Source organism: Sorangium sp. So ce124, assembly GCF_051525235.1.
GTDB lineage: Bacteria > Myxococcota_A > Polyangia > Polyangiales > Polyangiaceae > Sorangium > Sorangium atrum.
Genome location: NZ_CP150312.1, coordinates 1,596,975 through 1,616,811, shown reverse-complemented (window position 1 = coordinate 1,616,811; position 19,837 = coordinate 1,596,975). Strand labels below are relative to the sequence as shown.

18 protein-coding genes are annotated in these 19,837 nt (G+C 72.4%); 8 read left to right on the top strand and 10 right to left on the bottom strand.

Annotated elements, in window-relative coordinates:
* Positions 1-24 precede the first annotated feature (24 nt).
* Both WMF19_RS06010 and WMF19_RS06005 read left to right on the top strand, forming a co-directional pair.
* Positions 25-1,101, top strand: a complete 1,077-nt coding sequence (locus WMF19_RS06010) for an AAA family ATPase (RefSeq protein WP_437898173.1) — start codon at positions 25-27, stop codon at positions 1,099-1,101.
* Positions 1,101-1,733, top strand: a complete 633-nt coding sequence (locus WMF19_RS06005) for a hypothetical protein (protein ID WP_437331084.1) — start codon at positions 1,101-1,103, stop codon at positions 1,731-1,733. Before WMF19_RS06010 ends, WMF19_RS06005 begins: the two co-directional genes overlap by 1 nt.
* A gap of 129 nt (positions 1,734-1,862) precedes the next feature.
* Here the strand turns inward: WMF19_RS06005 and WMF19_RS06000 are convergent, their stop codons facing one another.
* Positions 1,863-4,526, bottom strand: a complete 2,664-nt coding sequence (locus tag WMF19_RS06000) for a HEAT repeat domain-containing protein (protein ID WP_437898172.1) — start codon at positions 4,524-4,526, stop codon at positions 1,863-1,865.
* 139 nt (positions 4,527-4,665) lie between these two features.
* Complete coding sequence (locus WMF19_RS05995; RefSeq protein WP_437898171.1) at positions 4,666-5,766, bottom strand: hypothetical protein; 1,101 nt, start codon at positions 5,764-5,766, stop codon at positions 4,666-4,668.
* Between the two features lie 303 nt (positions 5,767-6,069).
* Between WMF19_RS05995 and WMF19_RS05990 the strand changes: the two genes are divergently transcribed.
* Entirely contained in the window at positions 6,070-6,984 is a 915-nt protein-coding gene (locus tag WMF19_RS05990) for a hypothetical protein (RefSeq protein WP_437898170.1), read from the top strand.
* 139 nt (positions 6,985-7,123) lie between these two features.
* Positions 7,124-8,047 (top strand): hypothetical protein, encoded by a 924-nt coding sequence (locus WMF19_RS05985; RefSeq protein WP_437898169.1) that lies wholly within the window; start codon positions 7,124-7,126, stop codon positions 8,045-8,047.
* Positions 8,048-8,069: 22 nt separating this feature from the next.
* On the opposite strand, the gene WMF19_RS05980 is transcribed toward WMF19_RS05985, so the two are convergent.
* Both WMF19_RS05980 and WMF19_RS05975 read right to left on the bottom strand, forming a co-directional pair.
* Complete coding sequence (locus WMF19_RS05980) at positions 8,070-8,189, bottom strand: phosphoribosylformylglycinamidine synthase subunit PurS (RefSeq protein ID WP_437901599.1); 120 nt, start codon at positions 8,187-8,189, stop codon at positions 8,070-8,072.
* A 57-nt stretch (positions 8,190-8,246) separates the two neighbouring features.
* On the bottom strand, positions 8,247-9,209 hold the full coding sequence (locus WMF19_RS05975) for a phosphoribosylaminoimidazolesuccinocarboxamide synthase (RefSeq protein WP_437898168.1): 963 nt from the start codon (positions 9,207-9,209) through the stop codon (positions 8,247-8,249).
* A gap of 128 nt (positions 9,210-9,337) precedes the next feature.
* Between WMF19_RS05975 and mdh the strand changes: the two genes are divergently transcribed.
* Positions 9,338-10,279 carry a malate dehydrogenase gene (gene mdh / locus WMF19_RS05970; protein ID WP_012233684.1) on the top strand — a complete coding sequence of 314 codons (942 nt, stop codon included), beginning with the start codon at positions 9,338-9,340 and terminating at the stop codon, positions 10,277-10,279.
* Positions 10,280-10,384: 105 nt separating this feature from the next.
* Here the strand turns inward: mdh and WMF19_RS05965 are convergent, their stop codons facing one another.
* The gene (locus tag WMF19_RS05965) at positions 10,385-11,560 is read right to left on the bottom strand and encodes a hypothetical protein (RefSeq protein WP_437898167.1); all 1,176 of its coding nucleotides are present in this window, start codon (positions 11,558-11,560) and stop codon (positions 10,385-10,387) included.
* Between the two features lie 408 nt (positions 11,561-11,968).
* Between WMF19_RS05965 and WMF19_RS05960 the strand changes: the two genes are divergently transcribed.
* Positions 11,969-12,442, top strand: coding sequence for a GNAT family N-acetyltransferase (locus tag WMF19_RS05960; protein WP_437327837.1), 474 nt, complete (start codon positions 11,969-11,971; stop codon positions 12,440-12,442).
* Positions 12,443-12,494: 52 nt separating this feature from the next.
* On the opposite strand, the gene WMF19_RS05955 is transcribed toward WMF19_RS05960, so the two are convergent.
* The 4 genes from WMF19_RS05955 to WMF19_RS05940 form a co-directional block, all read right to left on the bottom strand.
* Positions 12,495-12,965, bottom strand: coding sequence for an NUDIX domain-containing protein (locus WMF19_RS05955; protein WP_437799232.1), 471 nt, complete (start codon positions 12,963-12,965; stop codon positions 12,495-12,497).
* On the bottom strand, positions 12,917-13,987 hold the full coding sequence (locus tag WMF19_RS05950) for a hypothetical protein (RefSeq protein WP_437898166.1): 1,071 nt from the start codon (positions 13,985-13,987) through the stop codon (positions 12,917-12,919). The genes WMF19_RS05955 and WMF19_RS05950 overlap by 49 nt, the downstream gene beginning before the upstream one ends.
* Positions 13,984-14,532: a hypothetical protein gene (locus WMF19_RS05945; RefSeq protein ID WP_437898165.1), complete on the bottom strand. Its 549-nt coding sequence runs from the start codon at positions 14,530-14,532 to the stop codon at positions 13,984-13,986. The genes WMF19_RS05950 and WMF19_RS05945 overlap by 4 nt, the downstream gene beginning before the upstream one ends.
* A gap of 997 nt (positions 14,533-15,529) precedes the next feature.
* Positions 15,530-16,096 (bottom strand): Uma2 family endonuclease, encoded by a 567-nt coding sequence (locus tag WMF19_RS05940; RefSeq protein WP_437532961.1) that lies wholly within the window; start codon positions 16,094-16,096, stop codon positions 15,530-15,532.
* 102 nt (positions 16,097-16,198) lie between these two features.
* On the opposite strand from WMF19_RS05940, the gene gpmI reads away from it, so the two are divergent.
* Both gpmI and WMF19_RS05930 read left to right on the top strand, forming a co-directional pair.
* Positions 16,199-17,830, top strand: a complete 1,632-nt coding sequence (gpmI, locus tag WMF19_RS05935) for a 2,3-bisphosphoglycerate-independent phosphoglycerate mutase (protein WP_437898164.1) — start codon at positions 16,199-16,201, stop codon at positions 17,828-17,830.
* Positions 17,831-19,312: a serine/threonine protein kinase gene (locus WMF19_RS05930; protein ID WP_437898163.1), complete on the top strand. Its 1,482-nt coding sequence runs from the start codon at positions 17,831-17,833 to the stop codon at positions 19,310-19,312. It begins immediately after the preceding gene.
* Between the two features lie 18 nt (positions 19,313-19,330).
* On the opposite strand, the gene WMF19_RS05925 is transcribed toward WMF19_RS05930, so the two are convergent.
* On the bottom strand, positions 19,331-19,810 hold the full coding sequence (locus tag WMF19_RS05925) for a YkgJ family cysteine cluster protein (RefSeq protein WP_437898162.1): 480 nt from the start codon (positions 19,808-19,810) through the stop codon (positions 19,331-19,333).
* Positions 19,811-19,837 lie beyond the last annotated feature (27 nt).

Below are 19,837 nucleotides of genomic sequence, written 5' to 3'. Positions count from 1 at the left end.
GCGGCTATGCTGGCGTCGACCTCGATGGACCGACCCTACGTCGAGCAGCTCCGCATCCGGGGCTACGGCTGCGTCCAGGACGCGACGCTGGAGCTGACGCCGCTGCATGCGCTCATCGGGCCCAACGACAGCGGCAAGAGCACGGTGCTGCGGGCGCTCCGCACGCTCTCCTCCGTCCTCGAGCGGGCGCTCGGTGCGCCGTCGCCGGACACGCTCGGGCGCGCCGGCCCCACGAGCAAGGCCCCGGACGGCGCCGTGTTCGAGGTGTCGGCGGCGAGCACGACGTGGCGCGTCGAGCTCGACGCCGGGGGGCGGGTCCGGTCGATGTCGTTCCCCAGGGACCTCGAGCCCCCCTCCCTGCTCGACGACGCAGGCGGGGACGACGACGCGGGCGGCGGGCCCAGCCCCGAGCGCCCTGCCATGGACATCGTCCAGGCGCTGCGCGGGGCCCAGATGCTCCGGCTCGATCCCGACGCGCTGAGGGCCCCGCACCCGCTCATCCCCGACGGGCACCCGCTCTGCTTCGCCGACGAGCGCGGCACCGGCCTGCCGGCCGTCTACGACGCCGTCATCAGCCGCGACCTGTCGGCGTACGTCGATCTGAACGAGGAGCTCACCCGCCTGTTCCCCAGCGTGAAGAGCCTCCACCTCGCCAACCCGAGCTCCACGACGAAGGCCATCGGCGTGAAGCTCGAGGGCGGCGCCGTCGTGCCGGCGTCGCTGATGAGCGAGGGCATGCTGTACTACCTCGCCTTCGCGGCGCTGCCGCACCTCGATCCGATGCCCCTGCTCCTCGTCGAGGAGCCCGAGCACGGGCTGCACCCCGCGCGCATCGCCGACGTGATGCGCGCGCTGCGCCTCGTCTCCGAGAAGACCCAGGTCCTCCTCGCGACGCACAGCCCGCTCGTCGTGAACGAGCTGCAGCCGGAGGAGGTCACGGTCGTCACCCGCGCGGGCGAGCACGGAATGAGGGCCACGCGCATCCTTGAGACGCCGGGCTTCGAGGATCGGGCGAGGGTGTACGCGCTGGGGGAGCTCTGGCTGAGCTACGCCAACGGCGGTGACGAGGCGCCGCTCCTCGGAGGAGGGCCGCGGCCGTGATGAAGGCGCCCGAGCGGATCCGGGTCTTCCTCGTCGGCGAGGGCGAGAGCGAGCTGGGCAGCCGCGCCGGGGCGCCCGCCTACCAGTCGGACAAGCACCCCGGCGTGCTCTTCACGCTGCTCTCGCGCGTCCAGCCGAGCGGATGGGTCGTCGGCGGCGCCCGCGAGTGGAAGAGCATCCGGAAGTACCAGGCGCGCGGCGCGGCCCACGAGGACACGCACCACGTGCTGGGCGCGGCGCTCGACGCGCAGGAGGCGGGGTGCGAGATCCTCGCGTTCGCCCGCGACATCGACCGCGATCCGGCGCGCCGCGAGGCGATCGCGGAGGGCATCCGGCGCGTCTCGTCGGCCCTGTCCTCGCCGCCCGACGTGATCGGCGGCGTGGCCGCGCCGGCGCTCGGAGGCTGGATCCTCGCGCTGCTCGGCGAGAAGGCGACCGAGGAGATGTCGCCCCTCAGGGCGCAGGCGATGCTCGCGGCGAAGGGCATGATGCCGGGCGACGGCGCCGCCATGGTGCGCGTGACGGAGGACGCCGACCTCGACGCGGTCCCCCCGGACGCCACGTCGCTCGGCGAGTGGCTCGCGCGCGCGCGCGCCGTGCTGCCGCGGCGGGCAGGCCGCGGCGTGAGGTGAGCGCTGACGCTCTCACGATGGAACAGCCGTGGTCGGAAGGGGCTACCCCAGAAGTCGAGGCGCGCGAGCTGCTTCGGCAGCGACCTTGCCTAGCGCGCGAACGGCGCGCGCGGAGGCCGGCCTGCCGCGTCAGCGGCGGCGGCACTGCGGCGGCGCGGAGAGCGCGGCCCTCGCCGCCTCGCGCAGGCCGTGCGGCGTGTCCTTGTCGAGGAGCGGCTTGAGACGCGCGGGCAGATCCGCAGGGTGCACCGACCCGAGCGCCGCGAGCGCCGCCGAGCCGAGCCGCTGATCGTGCTCGCCGATGGGCGACTTCGCGCGGAGCGCGAGCCGCGTCCACAGGTCGACCGAGCTCGCGTCGCACATCGCCCCGAGCGCGAGGATCGCCCGCGCGCGCACCTCGACGTCCTCCTCCTTGTCCTCCGCCCGGTCGCGCACGACCTCGATGTGCGCGGTCGCGCGGTGCGCGCCGAGGCCGTCGAGCGCGTGCTGGCGCACCTCGGGCGAGCTGTCGGCGAGCGCCCCGACGAGCGCCCGGTCGCCCGCCGTCGTCGCCGGCATCGCGCCGATCGCAAGCGCAGCGCCGCCCCGGATGAACGTCCACGGGTCCGAGGTGAGCCGCGCCGCGAGCGCCTCGCCCGCGCCAGCAGGCAGCTTCGCGCCGGCAGAGACCGCGCGCGCGAGCGCCACGATCGCCGCCTCGCGCACGCGCGCGTCCGGATCGGAGGCCGCCGCGAGCAGGTCCGGCGCGAGCGCCGGCACGTCCGCCGCGACCTCCGCCGCGCGGAGGCGCACGTGCGCGTCCGCGTCCTTCCGGAGCGACGCCCGGAGGTACGCCTCCGCCGGCGCCTCGCCCGCGCGCGCGAGCGCCGCGGCCGGCGCCTGCAGCAGGTATCGCCGCTCGAAGGGAGCGCCGCCCGCCGAAGCGAGCGCCTGGAACGCCGCGCCGCCGCCCTTCACCCGCCCGAGCGCGGGCCCGAGCGCGCGCAACAGATCGAGCTGCGCGTCCTCCGGCCGGGCGCGGAGCCGCTCGAGCTGCACCTCCTCCTCGACCACGGAAGCGGCCCGCTCGCTCCGCGCCGCGAGCGCGAGCGCAGCGCGGAGCTCCCTCCGCGCTCCGCCGCGCGCCCCGGCGAGGGCGTCGAGCAGCGCCGGGATCGCCTCGGCCGGCGCAACGAGCGCGAGCTCCCGGGCCGCCGCCACCCTGGCCGCGGGCGCGCCCGCCTTCACGATCTCCGCGAGCGCCGGCGCGGCCGCGCGCCCGCAACGGCGGATGCGATCGCGCGCGTGGTGGAGCTCCGGATCCGGCTCTGGCGGCGCGGCGCGAGGGGCGCGCCCCGGCGCCGATGCCAACCCGGACGCGCGCCCCGCGGATGCCGCGCCGGGTGCGAGCTGCGCCGCCGACGCCGCGCCGGACGCCAGCCGCGCGGTGAGGAACGGGATCTGCACCGCGCATGGCGCCGTGTCGATCACGCCCCGGGCGAGCTGCCTGCCCGCGGGGTCGAGCCTGTCATAGCCGGCGATCGCCGCCTCGACCGCCTCCGGTCCGCCGCGCGCGAGCAGCGCCGCCGCCGCCCTGGATCGCTCACCGCCGCCCGCGAGCGCGCCCACGAGCGCCGCCGGGTTCTGCCCGTCGAACGCCGTGCGCGCCGTGACCTCGGCGATCGTGACCCGCACCTCCGGAGCGGAGGGCGCGCCGCGGCCCCCGGCCCCCGCCGGCGCGTACGCGTCGTCGAGCACGACGGCGATGCACGAGGCCTTGATCTCCTCGGGGAGCTTCACCTCGTAGCCGGCGGACTCCTTGAGCCACGCGTCCTCGGGCAAGCTCACCTGGAAGAGCCGATCGGGCGTCGCCACGAAGAGCGTGCGCGGCGCGGCGCCACCCTCGACGCCATCGGACGGCTTGATGCGCAGGCCGAGGCCCGTGATCCCGACCTCGTCCGCCGACGAGAACGACACGAACTCGCCCCGGCCCGCGCCCACCTTGCCCTCGGACCACGCGGTCTTCGGATCGCCGTCGGCGATCTCCGCGAAGCGCTTGCCGACCGCGCTCGACGCGGCGGTCGGGCGCAGCAGCCGGAAGGTAGCCACCGGCGCGTCGGCGTCGCGGCGCTCGGCGACCACCTTGCCCGCGGCGCGCCGCTCCTCCGCCGAGAGGTTCTGGAAGCTGGCCCCCTTCAGGAGCATCATCGTCCGGGGATCGACCTCGCTCGCGCCGACAAGCGCCGGCCGCCCGCAGAGGGTCACGTCGTCTCGCAGCTGCCCGAGGAGCACGCGGTTGCCGCTGCCGAGCGGCTCCACGACCACGGCGTCGCTCCGCCCCTCGCCGTGCTCCCCGGTCGCGACGCCGGTCCAGCCGCTCCAGAGCACGAGCGGCTCCGTCCCCTTCCCCGCGAGCGGCGCCGCGAGCAGCATCACCCAGCTGCCGCCCGCGCCTTCCGGCGCGCCGGCGCCCGCCGGCTTTCCTGCGGCCGGCACCTCGATCTTGGCGAGGCGCTTGCCGTCGGCCAGGGTGACCGGCACGACGCGCGCGCCGCCGAGCAGCGGCGCCACCTCGGACGGCACGGCGAGGACCTTGCCTCCGTCGGGCGCGCACGCCGCCGCGGCTGGACAGGCGCGGGCAGTGACCCCGCCCGCATCGATGCGGACAGCGAGCGCCTGCTGGCCCGCCGCGTGAGGGAGCACCACGGGCGCGACCTGCGCGGCGGCGCTGCCACCGACGGCGGCGGAGGCTGCGATCAGCCCGGCCGCGGCGCCAAGGCGAGGCCGCCGGAAACGAAACGGCGATCTGGACATGCGCGCCATCCTAATCGCCCGGCGCGGCGAGACCCCTCGAGAGTTGGCGCCTCGAGCACAGCGCCGCTCCCACCCGGACCGGCGCTGCGTCGCGTCGTCCGGGCTTGCCCGCCGCGCCCGGCGGGCCCGCGCGCCCTCGCTACTTCGGCGTCTCCGAGGCGGGGATCCAGAAGCCGCCCTCGTCCGGCGGCGTCATCCCGAGCGCCTTCGGGAGCACGTTGGTCCAGCCCGCCACCGTCTCGAGCAGGTAGATCTCCGCGCCGGCCTCGATCTCGCCGATCGGCTTCTCCTTCTCGTCGCGCCGCGCGCGCACCGGGATGGCCCTCGTCGCCTTCACGATCGGCGGCGCCTTGTCGAGCGCGAGCTGCGCGCCGGCCACCGCGGTCGTCGGCGGGATGTACTGGTCCATCATCTCGCCCTTCTTCAGCGGCTCGAGATCCTTGAGGCGCGCCCAGGCGTCGATCGTGAGGTCGCCCCGCGACATGATGTGGACGAAGCCGGGCTTCGCCTCGGTGCTCCAGAAGAGCTGGGCCGCCCCCTCCAGCATCTTCAGCGTGAAGATCACGTCGCCGCCAGCGCGATCGAAGAGCTCGATCGTCGACGTCTTCATCAGGTAGCCGCGCGCGCTGCCGGGGATCTCCATCTTCATGGAGACGCCGCGCTGCAGCGCGAAGGCGTCGCAGGGCGCCGAGGCCTTCGCCGTCTGCCCCTCGGACCCGGAGATCAAGAGCTCCGCGCGCAGCGAATCACCCGTGGCCGCGACGAGCTTCACCTTCTGCGCGCTCGAGATCCACACGTGCCCGGCGATCACCGGGATGTCGCGCGTCGTGAACACAGCGACGTCCGAGGGCGCGATATAACCGTCGATCCGCAGCGCAGGCGAGCTGTCCGACGTGCTCAGCCGCGCGCGGCCCGCCGCCGGATCGGCCGGGATCGCGCTCAGCGTCATCGGGACCAGCGCGCCGGTGAAGCTCGCGACCGCCCGCCCGCCGCTCGGCGCGTCATGCAGCCGGGCGCCCTTGGCCACCGGCGCCGTCCCCTTCAGCTTGCACGCCGGCCCCGACACCGCCTGCCCGACCGTCGCGGTCGCCTGTGCGGCCGCCCCCGTCACCTGTGCGGCCGAGACCACCACCTGGGCGGGCTCTGCCCTCGCCTCGGAGACGGCCGGCGCGCCCGGGAGCCCCGCGCAGAGCCCCCCCCCAAGAGCCAGAAGACCGAGTCCCAGAACGTTGCTTCTCATCCACTTCCTCCGACACAGGCCGGCAGCCCGGCTCGCGCGGCGAGCCCGAGCGCGGTCTCCACCTGTCGAGTCTCCCTGGAACCGCCGGCCAGCTCTGCGCGGCGGAGCACTTCAGGGCCGCCCGGCACGCCGAGCCGCCCCTGCCGTTGGTCGGATCATCCTAGCGGATCATTCAGGCCTCGCCCGAGAAAGGTCCTCCACCGCAGCGCTTCGAGCGTTTCGGGTGTATGGAGCAGGGCGCCCGACGCGGCACGCGCCGGGTCGCCCGGCTGGACGGTACCTGCCTCCCCGGGAAGCCACGCCATGCACGGATTCGATCTCGCCTTCGCCTCCCCCCGCAAGCTCCCCCGCGCCCGCGATCTGCGCGGCAACGTCGCCGTCCTCGATATCGCCTTCGCCTCGGAGGCGGGGGGCAAGAGCTTCGAGACGGTCACTCTCCCCCTCATCCAGGACCTCGGACCGCGGCTCGCCGCCTGGGTCGACCACCACGACAGCGCCCACCACGCGCGCTTCGCCGGCGATCCCCGCTTCGTCCTGTCGACCAAGGCCGAGCACGGCGCCTGCCCCGAGATGATCACGCCGGAGCTCGTCGCCCGCGCCGGGCGCGTCGACACCCTCGTCTGCCACGTCGACTTCGACGGCCTCGCCAGCGGCGCGAAGTGGATGCGCGGCGGCGTCGAGCCCTACCCCGGCTGCGACGACGACGCCCGCGCCATCGACACCCGCATCGGCGTCCCGGGCCCGGCCGCCACCCGCATGGACCGCGCGCTCCGCGCCCGCCCCCGCGATCAGGCCCTCTTCGGCCTCATCGTCCGGCACCTCGCGTCAGGCCTCTCCGACCCGTCGCTCTGGACCCCCATCGACCAGGCCGGCGCCGAGCTCGCCACCATGGAAGCCGAGACCCGCCGGATCGCGCTCCGCTACGAGCGCGTCGAGCCGGGCCTCGTCCTCGTCGACGCCTCCCAGCGGGGCGGGGCCTACGACAAGACCCTGCTCCTCCTCATCGGACAGGAGCGCGCGCCCATCTCCGTCGTCGTCGACAACGACAGCATCACCTTCGCCGCCCGGTTCGACAGCGGGGTGAACTTCCTCGAGACCTTCAAGATCTCCGGAGGGATGCCGACCCGCATCTCCCTCCAGCGCTCCCGGCTCCAGGACGCGCTCGTGGCCCTCGGGGTCAAGCCGACCGACGCAAGCCGGCTCGCCGCGACCCCCTGATCCCCCTCCTCACCGCGATCCCACCGACATCGTTGACGCTGTGGGCCTCGGCTGCTAGGGGGCATTGCAGATCTGCAATTTGCAATTCTGCAATGACCATCTGATCCGAGGCGTCACGTCTGCGCCGAGCGTGAGGGGTATGGCAGCGACAAACTTGTCTTCGACGGCGAGCAGCGGTGTCGACGAGCTCCTGTTCCGGAACGACTCCGTCTCGCTCTGTCTCCTGGTCAATCGACGGCACCGGACGCTCCGCATCGTCGACTTCCGCGCGGGACCTACGCCGTCCAAGCGGAGCTTCGTCCTGTCGACCGCCAAGCGCGAGGGGGTCGAGAAGATCTTCACGCTGGTCGAGCGCGACGAGGTGCCGACGTGGACCCGCCTCGGGTTCACGCGGGAGGGGTCGATCCCCGGCTTCTACAAGCGCAGCGACGCCTGGATCCTCGGGGCGGTCGTGTCCGAGATGACGTCGCGGCTGCGCGCGAGCGGCGACGGCGAGGAGGGCGGCGAGGGCGACGACGTCGCGGCCTCGCCGGCGGTCCTGCTCGCGGAGCGCACGATCGCCCGCGCGCGGCGGCTGCTCCGGGAGGCCGAGGGGCGGCCGCTGCCCGCGGTCAAGATCGCGCCCGCGAGCGGCGTCGAGCTGCGGCGCGCGGCCTCGGCCGCGCAGCGGGCAGGGCGGGCGCTGACGGGCTTCGAGCCGTTCGGGCGCGACGCGGTGCGGACGGGCTACGTGCTGTCCGCGCGGGGCGGCTTCACGCTGCACGCCGCGTGGGAGATGCAGTCGTGCTTCGGCAACTCGTTCCTAGAGCTCCTGAGCTCGCCGCGCCACGAGTCGGAGCGGCTCGCCACGACAGCCGCCATCGGCGCGCTCTGCGACCGCCTCGTCGAGGAGAAGGCCGTGAGCACGTTCACCTTCGCCCCTGCCGACGACCAGGAGCTGTGCGCCGCCCTCCTCGCGAACGGCTTCCGCCGCTCGGCCGTGCTGGCGCGGCACCTCGTCGTCGGCCGCGCCCGCAAGGACGCCATCCTCTGGGCGAAGAAGCTCGTCGCGCCCGAGGCCTGAGCCGCCGCCCGCGGGGCCAGGGCTACGGCGCGATCGTGACCTCGTACTCCTCGATGACGGTGTTGGCGAGCATCTCGTCCGCCATCGTCTTCAGCCGCTGCTCGAGGTCGGGCGCGCTGCCGAGCGAGGGGTCGAGCTCTATGCGATGGCGGTGCGCACCTGCGCCCCGCGACGATTCATGGGCGCGGCCGCGCCCGCCTCACACCCCCAGGTTGCGCGGGATGCGCACCGCCGGGTCCTCGAGGTCGGGGACGAACGCCGCCCCGGTGATCCGCTCGAACGCCTCGATGTAGCGGCGGGACGCCTCGATCCGGACCTCGTCCGGGATCGAGGGGATCGGCCCGTCGCCCTGGAAGCCGCGCGCGGCGAGCCAGCGGCGCACGTACTCCTTGTCGAAGGACTCCGGGTCCTCGCCGGCCGAGAAGCGCTCGCCGTAGGACGAGGCGAACCAGAAGCGGGACGAGTCGGGGGTGTGGATCTCGTCGATGACGACGATGTTCCCGTCCCGGTCCTTGCCGAACTCGTACTTGGTGTCGACGAGGATGAGCCCCTGCTCCGCGCACGCGCGGGCGCCATGCTCGAAGAGCGCGAGGGCCATCTCGGCGGCGGCGTCGAAGTCGCGCGGCGCGATGGTGCCGAGGGCGAGGATCTCCTCGCGCGAGGCGGAGATGTCGTGCCCGCCCTTCGGCGCCTTGGTGCTCGGCGTCAGGATGGGCTGTGGCAGGCGCTCGTTCTTCCGCAGGCCGTCGGGGAGCCGGTGGCCGCAGAAGACGCGCTCGCCGCGCGCGTAGTGCGTCCAGATGCTGGTCGAGGTCACGCCCGTCACGTAGGCGCGCACCACCATCTCGACCGGCAGGGGCACACACTCGATCGCCTCGAGGACGTTCGGGTCGGGCTGGGAGATCATGTGGTTCGGCGCGACGCTCCGCGTGCGCTCGAACCAGAAGGCGGACAGCCGGTTCAGCACCTGGCCCTTCAGCGGCAGCGTGCCGAGCACGCGATCGAAGGCGCTGATGCGGTCGGTGACGACGAGCAGGCGGCGGCCGTCCGGCGTCGTGTAGCAGTCCCGCACCTTGCCCTCGTAGCGGGCGAAGGGGCCCGCGAGCGAGGTGCGCTCGAGCACCCTGCCGAGCGCGGTGCGCAGATCGTCCTCGGTGACCATGGGGCGCGGCTTACCCGGGCTCGCGGGCCGAGTCGACAGGTTTCGCAGGCGCCGGCCGAGTTCCCTCCCCTGCGCCCGCCCTGGAGCCCCGTTGGTCTCCGGCCGGGGGGGTGGTAATAGGGCCGCCCATGGCAAACCGAAGAAAGATCGCCCTTATCGGCGCCGGCAACATCGGCGGGGAGCTCGCGGCCCTCATCGCGCGCAAGGAGCTCGGGGACGTCGTGCTGTTCGACATCCCCCAGAAGACGGACTTCGCGAAAGGCAAGGCGCTCGACCTCGAGCAGAACGGCGCCGTCCTGGGCTACGACGCCTCGATCAAGGGCACCTCGAGCTGGGCGGACTGTGCAGGGGCCGACGTCCTCATCGTCACGGCCGGCATCCCGCGCAAGCCGGGCCAGAGCCGTGACGACCTGGTCGCGACGAACCTGCCGATCATCCGCAGCGTGGCCGACGGCGCGAAGGAGCACTGCCCGAACGCGCTGGTGATCGTCATCTCGAACCCGATCGACGCGATGGTCTACGAGTTCAAGCGCCGCACCGGCTTCCCGCGCGAGCGCGTGCTCGGCATGGCGGGCGTGCTCGACAGCGCGCGCTTCCAGCTGTTCCTGGCGCGCGAGGCGAACGTCTCCGTGAAGGACGTGCGCGCGATGGTCCTCGGCGGCCACGGCGACGACATGGTGCCCATCCCGTCGGCGTGCACGATCAACGGCGTGCGCGCGACCGAGCTCATCAGCAAGGAGAAGCTCGACGCCCTTATCGCGAGGACCCGCAAGGGCGGCGGCGAGATCGTCCAGCTCATGGGGACGAGCGCCTACTACGCACCCGCCTCGAGCGCCGTCGCGATGGCCGAGAGCTACCTGCTCGACCAGAAGCGGCTGCTCCCCGTCGCGGCCTACCTGGACGGCGAGTACGGGTACAAGGACATCTTCATGGGCGTGCCGGTCATCCTCGGCGGCAAGGGCATCGAGAAGATCGTCGAGCTGCCGCTGACCGCAGAAGAGAAGGAGATGCTCGCGAAGAGCGCGAAGAGCGTGCAGGGCATCACCGACGTGGTGAAGGCCTCGAGCTAGCGCCGGACGCGCGGCGCGCCGCGCGCCACGAAGAGCACGCGCGCCAGGAGCGAGAGGGAGAGGAGAGAGCGAAAGGCTCTCCCTCTCCCTCGGCGTTTCAGCGGTTCACATCACACCGCCGTAGAGGCCATCCAGCACGGCCGTCAGCTCGCGCCGAGGATCGCGGGCGAGCTCGCCGGGGCTCGCGCCGCCCGCCGGCATCTCGGTGGCCGCGTCGCCGTCCCCCGCAGCGATGTCGCTGATGCGCTGGCAGATCAGGTTCATCATCTGCCAGCCCTCGGTGAGCGCGCCCCGCAGCGGGCCGAGGTCGAGGCCGGGGAAGCCCTTCAGAAGGCTGTGCCCGAGCTTGAAGTGCTCGGCGTCCACCTCGGCGTGCGTCGCGAAGTAGTCCGAGTCGGGGAAGATCTGCTGGGCCGCCGTGAGGAGGACGTCGGCGCAGCGCTCGATGACGAAGTGGACGAGGACCGTCCGCTCCTCGGTGGACGCCGAGCCCATCCGCTCGATGAACCAGGACGACGCCGCGGCGATGCCGCGGTCCCAGGACGGCGAGCTCCGCGGATCGTGCATCCGGGAGAGCCTCCGGTTGTGCCCGACCTCGTCGGCGAGGTGGCGCTCGGCGATCGCGATGGCCCCGGGGTGCGACTCGAAGACGACCCTGGCGCACAGGACCTTCTGGAACGCGTTCGACCAGATCTGGAGCGCGCCGAGCATCCGCCGCTTCACGTCGTCCCGGAGGGCGCGCTCGGACCGGATGAGCTGCATCAAGGGGCTGCCCGCGAACTCCCGCGCATGGACCTCGTTCTCCTCGACGAGGAGATCCACCGGGGACACGGCGCGATCCGGGGCCCCCTCCTCCACGCTGTCCTCCCGCCCGAGCGCCGCGCACAGACACGGCGTTTCCCAGCGAGCCTCGCTTTCATCGAACTCCTCGAAATGGACGGATAGAGCGGAGAGCCCGTCCGGCGCGCCGCCCACGAGCCCCTGAAGCCCGCCGGGAGGGACCATCACGACGTCTCCCGCCCGAACGCCCCGGCGCGAGTCCCCGATGACCTCGCCTGCGCCCTCTGTGATGACGAGCATGCCTTTGCCGGGGAGCGAACGAGGCTTGAGCGGCTGATCTTCGAGGAGGCGGATCCATCTCAAGGAGAGGCGGCAAGCCTCCGGCAGGTAAGCCGAGAGCTCCGAGTGTTTCCGGATATCCTTGAATAGCCCTAGCAGGGTGCGCTCATCCGCCTTGAGAGGCTCGATCGCGAGGATGTCGGCTGTGTTGACTACGCGCATCTACACGGTCCTCCGGGTCGACATGATGGTGTGTCGACTCTGCACGGCTTGATCGCTTGTGTCTAGATCACACTCGGGCATGGAGGCGAATCCTACGGGCCTGAAAAGGAAGAACTCCTGCAGTTCTTTTCATTCACACTTCCCGCTCCCCGCGCCGCTGCTTCTCAACATCTATGCTTTCCTGCTCGTCTGTTTCTCTGCGCCTCTGCTTCCCTGCCCCTCTGCTTCCATGATTCCATGATTCCATGATTCCATGATTCCGTGCTTCTATGCTTCCCTTGCTTCCCCGCTCACGTGTTCGGCCGCAGCGGAGGCGCCTGCGCGCCTATGGTCGGCGGGGGGCGCGGCCAGCGCGGGCGGACGACGCACGAAGCCCGGGACGGCCATGCGTTGTGGCAGGATGCGTGCATGAGCCAGCCGCAGCTCGTACCCGCCATCCGCCGCGCCACCGAGGCAGACCTGCCCGTGATCGTCCATCTCTTCTCGATCCCGGACGAGGGCAACGCGAAGACGGACCACCCCGGCCCGCCGCTCGATCCGCGCTACGGCGAGGCGCTCGCCGCCATCGCGGAAGATCCGAACAACGCGCTGCTGGTCGCCGAGGTCGACGGGCGCGTCGCCGGCGCGTTCCACCTGACCATCATCCAGTACGTGGCGAACCGCGGAGCACGCGTGGCGCAGATCGAGAACGTCATCGTGGACCCGGGCCTGCGGGGCCGCGGGATCGGCGAGGCGATGATGCGATGGGCCATCGACGAGGCGCGGCGGCGGGGGTGTTTCCGGGTGCAGCTCACCTCGAACAAGGCGCGGCTGCGCGCGCACCGCTTCTACGAGCGGCTCGGCTTCGTGGCGAGCCACGAGGGGATGAAGCTGAAGCTGTAGGCACGAGCCGCCGCGCGGCGGGCAGGATCGCCATGGCCCGAGAGGCGCCGCCTCAGCGGCCGCTCACGAGGAGCGGCTCCCCCTCGGCCCCGAGCAGCGACAGCGGGAAGACCTGCGCTCCGGCCAGCACGTCGCCGCAATAGAGCTCCACGTCGGGGCCGCGCAGCGGCAAGGCCGCGATCTCCTCCAGCGTGACCCAGCGCGCCTCGAGCGAGTGCTCGTCCGGCTGGCTCTTCGGGGGCGTGGCGTCCCGAGGGCGCGCGAGGAAGATCACCCGGAAGCGCGCCTGCAAGGGGCCCGGGCTGTGCTCGATGCGCAGGATGCCCTCCAGCTCCACCGGCACGCCGGTCTCCTCCAGCGCCTCGCGCCGCGCCGCCTCCGCGAACGTCTCCCCGGGCTCGACGCGGCCCGCCGGCAGATACCAGCGCTGGTCGTGCTTGCGCTCGTGCACGAGGAGGAACCGGCTCCGGTGCCTCACCAGAACCACAGCGATGCACCAGGTCGGGATGGCCGTGCGCGACATGATCGAACCTGCGACAGCTTATCCGGGGGCGCCGTTCGCCAGAAGGGGGGACGCGCGGACCGCCCCGGCGCCGCGCCAGCCGGAGCCGCAGGCCCGGGGGGCTCGCTCGGCACCGCGAACGCGGCGATGGTGAGCACCGCCATGAGGGCGCCGAACACGAGGAGCCCCATGAACAAGGCGATCCCGGCGTGCAGCGCCACGGTGGCGACGACCCAGGGCAGCCGCGTGCGGCGCGGCCAGATCAGGAAGCCATAGCCGATCTCCACGAGCAGCACCGTCCACCCGGCGACCGCCGCGAGCCAGGGGGCGTGGGCGAGCCACGAGAGGTCGAACTGCCGGTATTCCGGCAACATGACCGAACGCCAGATCGCCTCGCCGTCCCACCACGGCTCGCCCGCGGCCTTTCCCAGCCCGCTGACCAGGTAAGCAAACGAGAGATGCAGCTGCACCACGCGCAGCCCGAGCCGGGCCGCCGGCGTGGGTCCTCCCTGCACGCGCCCGAGCCGGCGATCCATGGAGAAGGCGGCCTCCGAGGGCACCCAGAGGAGATAGAAGAGAAAGATGCTGGCGAAGCTGTCCACGCCATAGACGGTGGAGCTCGCCGTCGTCACCAGCACCAGGTGGGTGAGCCACGCCAGGAAGGCCGCGGCCCTTGTGCACCAACCGCCCAGGAGCGCGGCGAGGGCAACCACGTAGATCACCCCCGTGCCCAGGATGACCGGATCCTCCCCGATCCCGAGCGGGGCGAGCAGCTCCACCGCCCAGCCGATGCGAGGCAGCTCGGTCCTCGCGAACACGTCGCGCAGGGGCCCCTGGAGGATCCCGGACCGACCGTAGAGCTCGAAGAGCGCGGGCGCGACGAGCGCCGCTTGAAGCAAGAGCACGGCCGCGAGCCCGATGCGGAGGGCCGCGAGCGGCGCCGCCGAGGCCGGCGCCAGCGCGAAGCGCTCGATCGAGCGGAGGACGCGCGCGCGCTCGCTGCCTTCGGCCGGCTCGTGGACGCAGTTCGAAGGGTCCTTCACCGCGCACCGCCGCTCGCCTCTCGAGAGGTCCGGAGCTTCGAGCGGATCATGAACTTCGCCTCGTACTGCAGGTTCCAGCTGGACCTCTTCCCCTCCCGGTACTCCCGCATCGACGGTAAATCGTACGTCTCCAGTCGGACGAGGACGCTCTCGGCCGCGGGGTGTCTCGCCAGCACCTTGCCCGCCCACGAGGCGGCGATCGAGCGCTGGATCGTCGGGTCCTCCACGTTCAAGAAAGGCGTGATGAGGTTCAGGATCCGGATCTCCGTCTCGCGGCTGGCGCCCGACTCGAGGGCGTCGGTGATGGTCGCGCCGCCGGCGTCCGAGACGTGAAAGCTGGCCCTCGGCAGCGGGGTGATGCTGTCAGCAAAGAAGGCATAGCCGCTCTCGGCCCCGGAGAGCGCGCCGTAATACGCGAGCGCCCGCGCCGGCCAAACATCTCCCTCGGGATAGATCTGGAGAGCCCCCATGACGACGAGGCCTAGATGGCCCACGACGGCGACCAAGGCTGCGGCGTGGCTCCGGCTGTTCGGTTTTTCCTCCATGCTGCTCCCTCCGGTAGTACCCGCTCGCGATCCTGACCGACGAGAGCGAGGCGAGATGGGGCCGCCCGTCGCGCTCTCCTGCCTCGCGGCGCCAGCGCCGCCACGCCGGCGCGCTCAACGCTTCATCCTGCCCCCATCGGGCGTCCACCGGCCGAAGGTGTGAGGCCCCATCGGACCGCCACCGGCCATGTCACCGTCAGTACCCGTACCAGAGACGATGCCAATGACCGTGCCAAGGACGATGCCAGTACCCGTGCCAATGACCGTGCCAGTACCCGTGCCAATGACCATGCCAGTACCCGTGCCAATGACCATACCAGTACCCGTGCCAGGGCCTGTACCAGGGCCGCTGGCGTGCAGGACGAGCGTCGGGTGCATCCGCGGCGACGGGAGCTCGTGTTTCCGCGACGAGGACGAGCTCCTCGACGGGCGTCGTGGTTGCGGCCGAGGCGAGCTGCGCTACCCCGAGGCATGCGAGCGTCGCGGCCAGCATGCCGATGATGTTGATGCGCTTCATGTTCATCCCCCCGTGCGACGGCTGCTCATGATGAGCGCCGAACATGGCCGTGCGTCCTCAACGTCCATGCAAGCCGCACGCCCCGGCCGCATCCGGCGGAGGGCCGTCGCTTCCCCTCTCGCGGGGTGACAATCACGATAAAAGACCCCATCGGCCGAGTATCCCGTCGGCGCACTACGCGATGTGTGACGAGAGAGGGAGAGTGCTGATCATGCAAGACAACCGGATCTCTCACGGGGCAAGCGCGCAATGAGGGCACACATCGTCCTGCCCTCGAACCACGCGGAGCTCATCGACCAGAGGCCGCGACCTGCCGCTCGAGGGTCACCTCCACGCAGCGCTCGCCGAGCACTCGGAGCCCCCGGGCGCTCCGGCCCACCGCGACGCCGACCATAGCTCACGCACCCTGCCCGGTGCGCGCGCCGCTCGATCCCATGAGGGCGCGCGGCTCGACGCCGGACGGCGACGGCAGCTCCTGCGCTATTCCTGCCAGAGAACGCCGAGCTCGATCTCCACGGCGTCGAACGGCGCCGCGCGCACGGTGACGTCACCCTCCCACGCCCCCACGCGCGCGAACCGCCCACCGTCGATGCGGTAGACCTCCAGGAGCCGGAGCCGCGGGTCGATCAGCCAGTAGTGCGCCACGAGTTCGCGCGCGTAGATCTCCATCTTGTCGCGGCGATCGAGCGCCTCGGTGGACGGCGAGATCACCTCGCACACCCAGTCGGGCGCGAGGAAGATCGCCGCGTTCCGCATCGGGATCTGCGGCATCCGGTCGCGGCGCCACGCGGCGATGTCAGGGATCACGATGTCCGGATCGGTGCCGAGGTGCAGCTCGGGCTCGACAAGCAGCGCCCACCGGCCAGGCCCCTTGATGCCCCGACGGAACGGCAGGTAAAGCTCGCCCGCGAGCACCGACGTCACGTTGCGGGAGAACACGGAAGGCCGCGGCGTCGCGTGGAGGACGCCGTTCAGGACCTCCGCCACCTGATTCGGCGGCGTGTCAAGCACATCCTGGTACGTGGCGCGACGGGCGCAGTCGGACATGCTCGGATGTTAGCATGCACGCCGCGCGCGGCGGCTCGCCCGGCGAAATTCCGTGAGCAGCCCCCCTCCGATCGCCGCGGGTTCGTTGTAGATTCCGCCGCCATGAGCGAAGCAGCCCCCTCCCCCACGCAACGCCCCCGTCCGCTCGTCCTCTGCATCCTCGATGGATTCGGCGAGCGCGAAGAAAAGGACCAGAACGCGATCGCCCTCGCGGCGATGCCGAACCTCGACGCGATCAAGCGGGACTCCGAGAAGACGCTGATCGGGACGAGCGGCCCCGACGTCGGGCTCCCGGTGGGGCAGATGGGCAACAGCGAGGTCGGCCACCTGAACTTCGGCGCGGGGAGGATCGCGCTGATGGACATCTCGCGCATCGACGTCGCGATCGCCGAGAACAAGCTCGGCTCGAACGAGATCATCGACCGGACGTTCCGCGTCGCGCAGGACCGCAAGTGCCGGGTGCACCTCTTCGGGCTCGTCTCCGACGGCGGCGTCCACTCGTCGCTCGACCACTTCCTCGCGCTGATCAAGCTCGCGAAGTTCCACGAGGTGCCCCTCGTCCTGCACGCGTTCCTCGACGGCCGCGACACGCCGCCGAAGAGCGCGTGGGGCTACGTCGAGAAGATCGAGGAGGCGCTCCAGGGCATCGGCGTCATCGGCACCATCTCGGGCCGGTACTACGCCATGGACCGCGACAAGCGCTGGGACCGCGTCATGAAGGCCTACACCGCGATCGTGCGCGGCGAGGCGCCGCGGGCCGACACCGCGTTCGACGCGATCCAGCAGTCGTACGCGGCCGGGAAGACGGACGAGTTCGTCGAGCCCGTCCGCATCGGCGACTACAGCGGCATCAAGGGCGACTTCGTGGCCGACTTCGCCTCGCAGGAGCCCCGCTGGGAGTGGCAGGGAGAGGAGGTCGGCCTCTCCGTCAACTTCAGGCCCGACCGCATGCGCGAGATCTCGGCGATGCTCACGCGGCGGAACCTGCCGGCCGAGGTGCTGGAGCTCCTCTCGGACCGGGGCAAGCCGGTCTTCGCCTTCCAGGAGCACTGTTACAGCGGCATGACGGAGTACGACGCGGCGCTGAAGCTGCCTGTCGCGTTCCCGAAGGACGAGGTGACCGAGTCGTTCCCCGAGGTGATCGCCCGCGCCGGGCTCACGCAGCTCCGGTGCGCGGAGACCGAGAAGTACGCGCACGTCACGTACTTCTTCAACGGCGGCCGCGAGGAGACGTTCCCGGGCGAGGACAGGAAGCTCGTGCCCTCGCCGCGCGACGTCGCCACCTACGACAAGAAGCCGGAGATGAGCGCGGCGGGCGTCGCGAGCGAGGTCGTGGCCGCGATCAAGAGCGGCAAGTACGACTTCATCCTCGTGAACTTCGCGAACCCGGACATGGTCGGGCACACCGGCATCCTCGAGGCCGCCATCCACGCCAACGAGGCGGTCGACAAGGGGCTCGGCGCCATCGGGGACGCCGTGCGCGAGGCCGGCGGCGCGCTGATAATCACCGCGGACCACGGCAACTGCGAGCAGATGAAGGACGAGCACGGCAACCCGCACACCGCCCACACGCTCAACCCGGTGCCGCTCTACTACCTGAACAAGAACGACCCCGGCATCGTGCTCCGGTCCGGCGGCCGCATCTGCGACGTGGCGCCGACGATGCTCGAGATCCTCGGCCTCCCGCAGCCCGCGGCGATGACGGGGCGCACGCTCCGCGTCCGACAGCGGTAAGTGGGCGCCGACCAGAGGCAGCTCGGCCCGTACATCCTGCGCGAGGCCGTCTCGTCGCGGGCGCTCACCGTGACGTACCGGGCCGAGCACGCGGGGCTCGGCCGGGCGGCGCTGATCAAGACGCTCAAGCCCACGGTGTCGGCCGCGAGCGCGTTCGCGGCCGGCCTCGAGCGCGAGGCGAAGATCCTCGCGCGCATCCGGCACCCGAACATCATCGACATCCACGACTTCCAGCGCGACGAGGACCGGATATGGCTCGTGCTGGAGCCGCTCTCGGGGCCGACGCTCGCGGCCCTGTGCGCGCGCGCCGGCCGCCTCGACGAGGGCGCCGCGGCGGCCATCGCGCTGGAGATCGCGCGCGGCCTCGGGCACGCGCACGAGCGGGGCGTCGTGCACCGCGAGCTGCGCCCCGAGCGCGTCATCGTCACGCCCGCGGGCGGCGTGAAGATCCTCGAGTTCGCGGCGGCGTCCGACGGCCGGCAACCCTCGCTGCCGGAGCCGTTCGAGGGCAGCGACACGTTCGCGCGGCCCGACTACATGGCGCCCGAGCAGATCCTCGGGGCGGAGCCCGGGCCTCAGGCGGACGTGTTCGCGCTGGGCGTCGTGCTGTTCGAGATGCTCACCGGGGTGCGCCCGTTCGACGAGCCGAAGGGGGGGCCGGAGGACGCAAGCCGTGCTTCGAACCACGCGTCGAATCAAGCGTCGAAGCGCGCGTCGGCCGCGCCCGGCGCGCCGCGCGAGCGCGAGGAGGACCGGTGGGCCGAGGGCAGGGCCGTCGCGCACCGGATCCGCAACGCGCCGCCGCAGCCGCTGCGGGGGCTCGTGCCCGACGTGTCGCGCGGCCTGGAGCGCGTGGTGCTCCGGTGCCTCGAGAAAGAGCCGGAGCAGCGCTACGACAACGGCCGCGCCGTCGCGGACGCCCTGGCCGAGGAGCTCGCGGAGCGCGGTCATCCGCAGCCGCGCGCGCTCATCGCGAGCGCCCTCGCGGCTGCCAAGCTCGGCGGCGACGAGCTGCCGCCCGCGCAGGCGCCCTCCGCGCGCCCCGCCGTCGGGCAGCGCAGCGCGCCGTCGCTCGCGCCCGACGTGGGCCGGCTCGTCGGCGTCTTCGCGCTGATCGTCGCGGGCGGCGCGCTCATCGAGCTCAGCCTCCGCCAGCACGACGCCGCGGAGCCGCCCAGCGCCGAGGTCAGGCAGCCCGGCGAGCGCTCGGAGGAGCGCGGCTACCTGAAGGTCCTCGCCAGGCCGTGGGCGGAGGTCGTCATCGACGGGGAGCTCATCGACGTGACGCCGATGGCGCGGGCGATCCCGCTCCAGGCCGGACGGCACTACGTCACGTTCCGGCACCCGAACGCGCCCGAGGAGAAGCGCACGATCACCGTCTCCGAGGGGCAAACGGTCACGCTCGACGTGAGCATGCGGATCGATCGCAGCGCGATCGACGCGGGCGCGCCGCCGGTGGAGGACAGGGACGCGTCGCCCTGACCGCGGCGCCGGCCACGCCTACACGGCGCCGCCGGCTGTCCCCGCGCCGTTCGCGCCGCAGGCGCCCGCCGCGTCTCCCTCGCCGCTCGCGCCGCCCGCGGAGACCGCAACGCCGTCGCCTCCCTCGCCGCCCGCGCGGCGGCGGAGCGCCTCGAGCGCGAGGAGCGGCCGCTCCCGCTTCTCGTTCAGCTCGCCGAGGCACTGGCCGCTTCCGCGCTCGAGCGCGCGGCAGCAGTCGGGCCGCACCTCGTAGATCGAGCACAGGAAGCGGCCGAGCTCCGCGTCCAGCGTGAGCGCGGCGCAGCGGCCGTCCTCGATGCGCATGTAGCAGCGGTTGCCGATGAAGCGCGTGAGCCCTCGCGCGCGATCGTCCATGCGATCGTAATCGCAGCCGAAGACCCGGACGTACTCCGGCAGGGTCGAGAAGCAGCAGGTGCCGCACGCGGTGCACTCGGGGACGGCCGCATCTCCCTCGCCGCTCGCGCCGCGCGCGCGCACCGCGCCCGTCGCGGCCCGCTCGCCCTT

What these genes read in the sequence shown, in the direction of transcription:
- WMF19_RS06010 (WP_437898173.1), top strand. Translation starts at nt 25, where the DNA reads ATGGACCGACCCTACGTCGAGCAGCTCCGCATCCGGGGCTACGGCTGC.
- WMF19_RS06005 (WP_437331084.1), top strand. Translation starts at nt 1,101, where the DNA reads ATGAAGGCGCCCGAGCGGATCCGGGTCTTCCTCGTCGGCGAGGGCGAG.
- WMF19_RS06000 (WP_437898172.1), bottom strand. Translation starts at nt 4,526, where the DNA reads ATGTCCAGATCGCCGTTTCGTTTCCGGCGGCCTCGCCTTGGCGCCGCG.
- WMF19_RS05995 (WP_437898171.1), bottom strand. Translation starts at nt 5,766, where the DNA reads ATGAGAAGCAACGTTCTGGGACTCGGTCTTCTGGCTCTTGGGGGGGGG.
- WMF19_RS05990 (WP_437898170.1), top strand. Translation starts at nt 6,070, where the DNA reads ATGCACGGATTCGATCTCGCCTTCGCCTCCCCCCGCAAGCTCCCCCGC.
- WMF19_RS05985 (WP_437898169.1), top strand. Translation starts at nt 7,124, where the DNA reads ATGGCAGCGACAAACTTGTCTTCGACGGCGAGCAGCGGTGTCGACGAG.
- WMF19_RS05975 (WP_437898168.1), bottom strand. Translation starts at nt 9,209, where the DNA reads ATGGTCACCGAGGACGATCTGCGCACCGCGCTCGGCAGGGTGCTCGAG.
- mdh (WP_012233684.1), top strand. Translation starts at nt 9,338, where the DNA reads ATGGCAAACCGAAGAAAGATCGCCCTTATCGGCGCCGGCAACATCGGC.
- WMF19_RS05965 (WP_437898167.1), bottom strand. Translation starts at nt 11,560, where the DNA reads ATGCGCGTAGTCAACACAGCCGACATCCTCGCGATCGAGCCTCTCAAG.
- WMF19_RS05960 (WP_437327837.1), top strand. Translation starts at nt 11,969, where the DNA reads ATGAGCCAGCCGCAGCTCGTACCCGCCATCCGCCGCGCCACCGAGGCA.
- WMF19_RS05955 (WP_437799232.1), bottom strand. Translation starts at nt 12,965, where the DNA reads ATGTCGCGCACGGCCATCCCGACCTGGTGCATCGCTGTGGTTCTGGTG.
- WMF19_RS05945 (WP_437898165.1), bottom strand. Translation starts at nt 14,532, where the DNA reads ATGGAGGAAAAACCGAACAGCCGGAGCCACGCCGCAGCCTTGGTCGCC.
- WMF19_RS05940 (WP_437532961.1), bottom strand. Translation starts at nt 16,096, where the DNA reads ATGTCCGACTGCGCCCGTCGCGCCACGTACCAGGATGTGCTTGACACG.
- gpmI (WP_437898164.1), top strand. Translation starts at nt 16,199, where the DNA reads ATGAGCGAAGCAGCCCCCTCCCCCACGCAACGCCCCCGTCCGCTCGTC.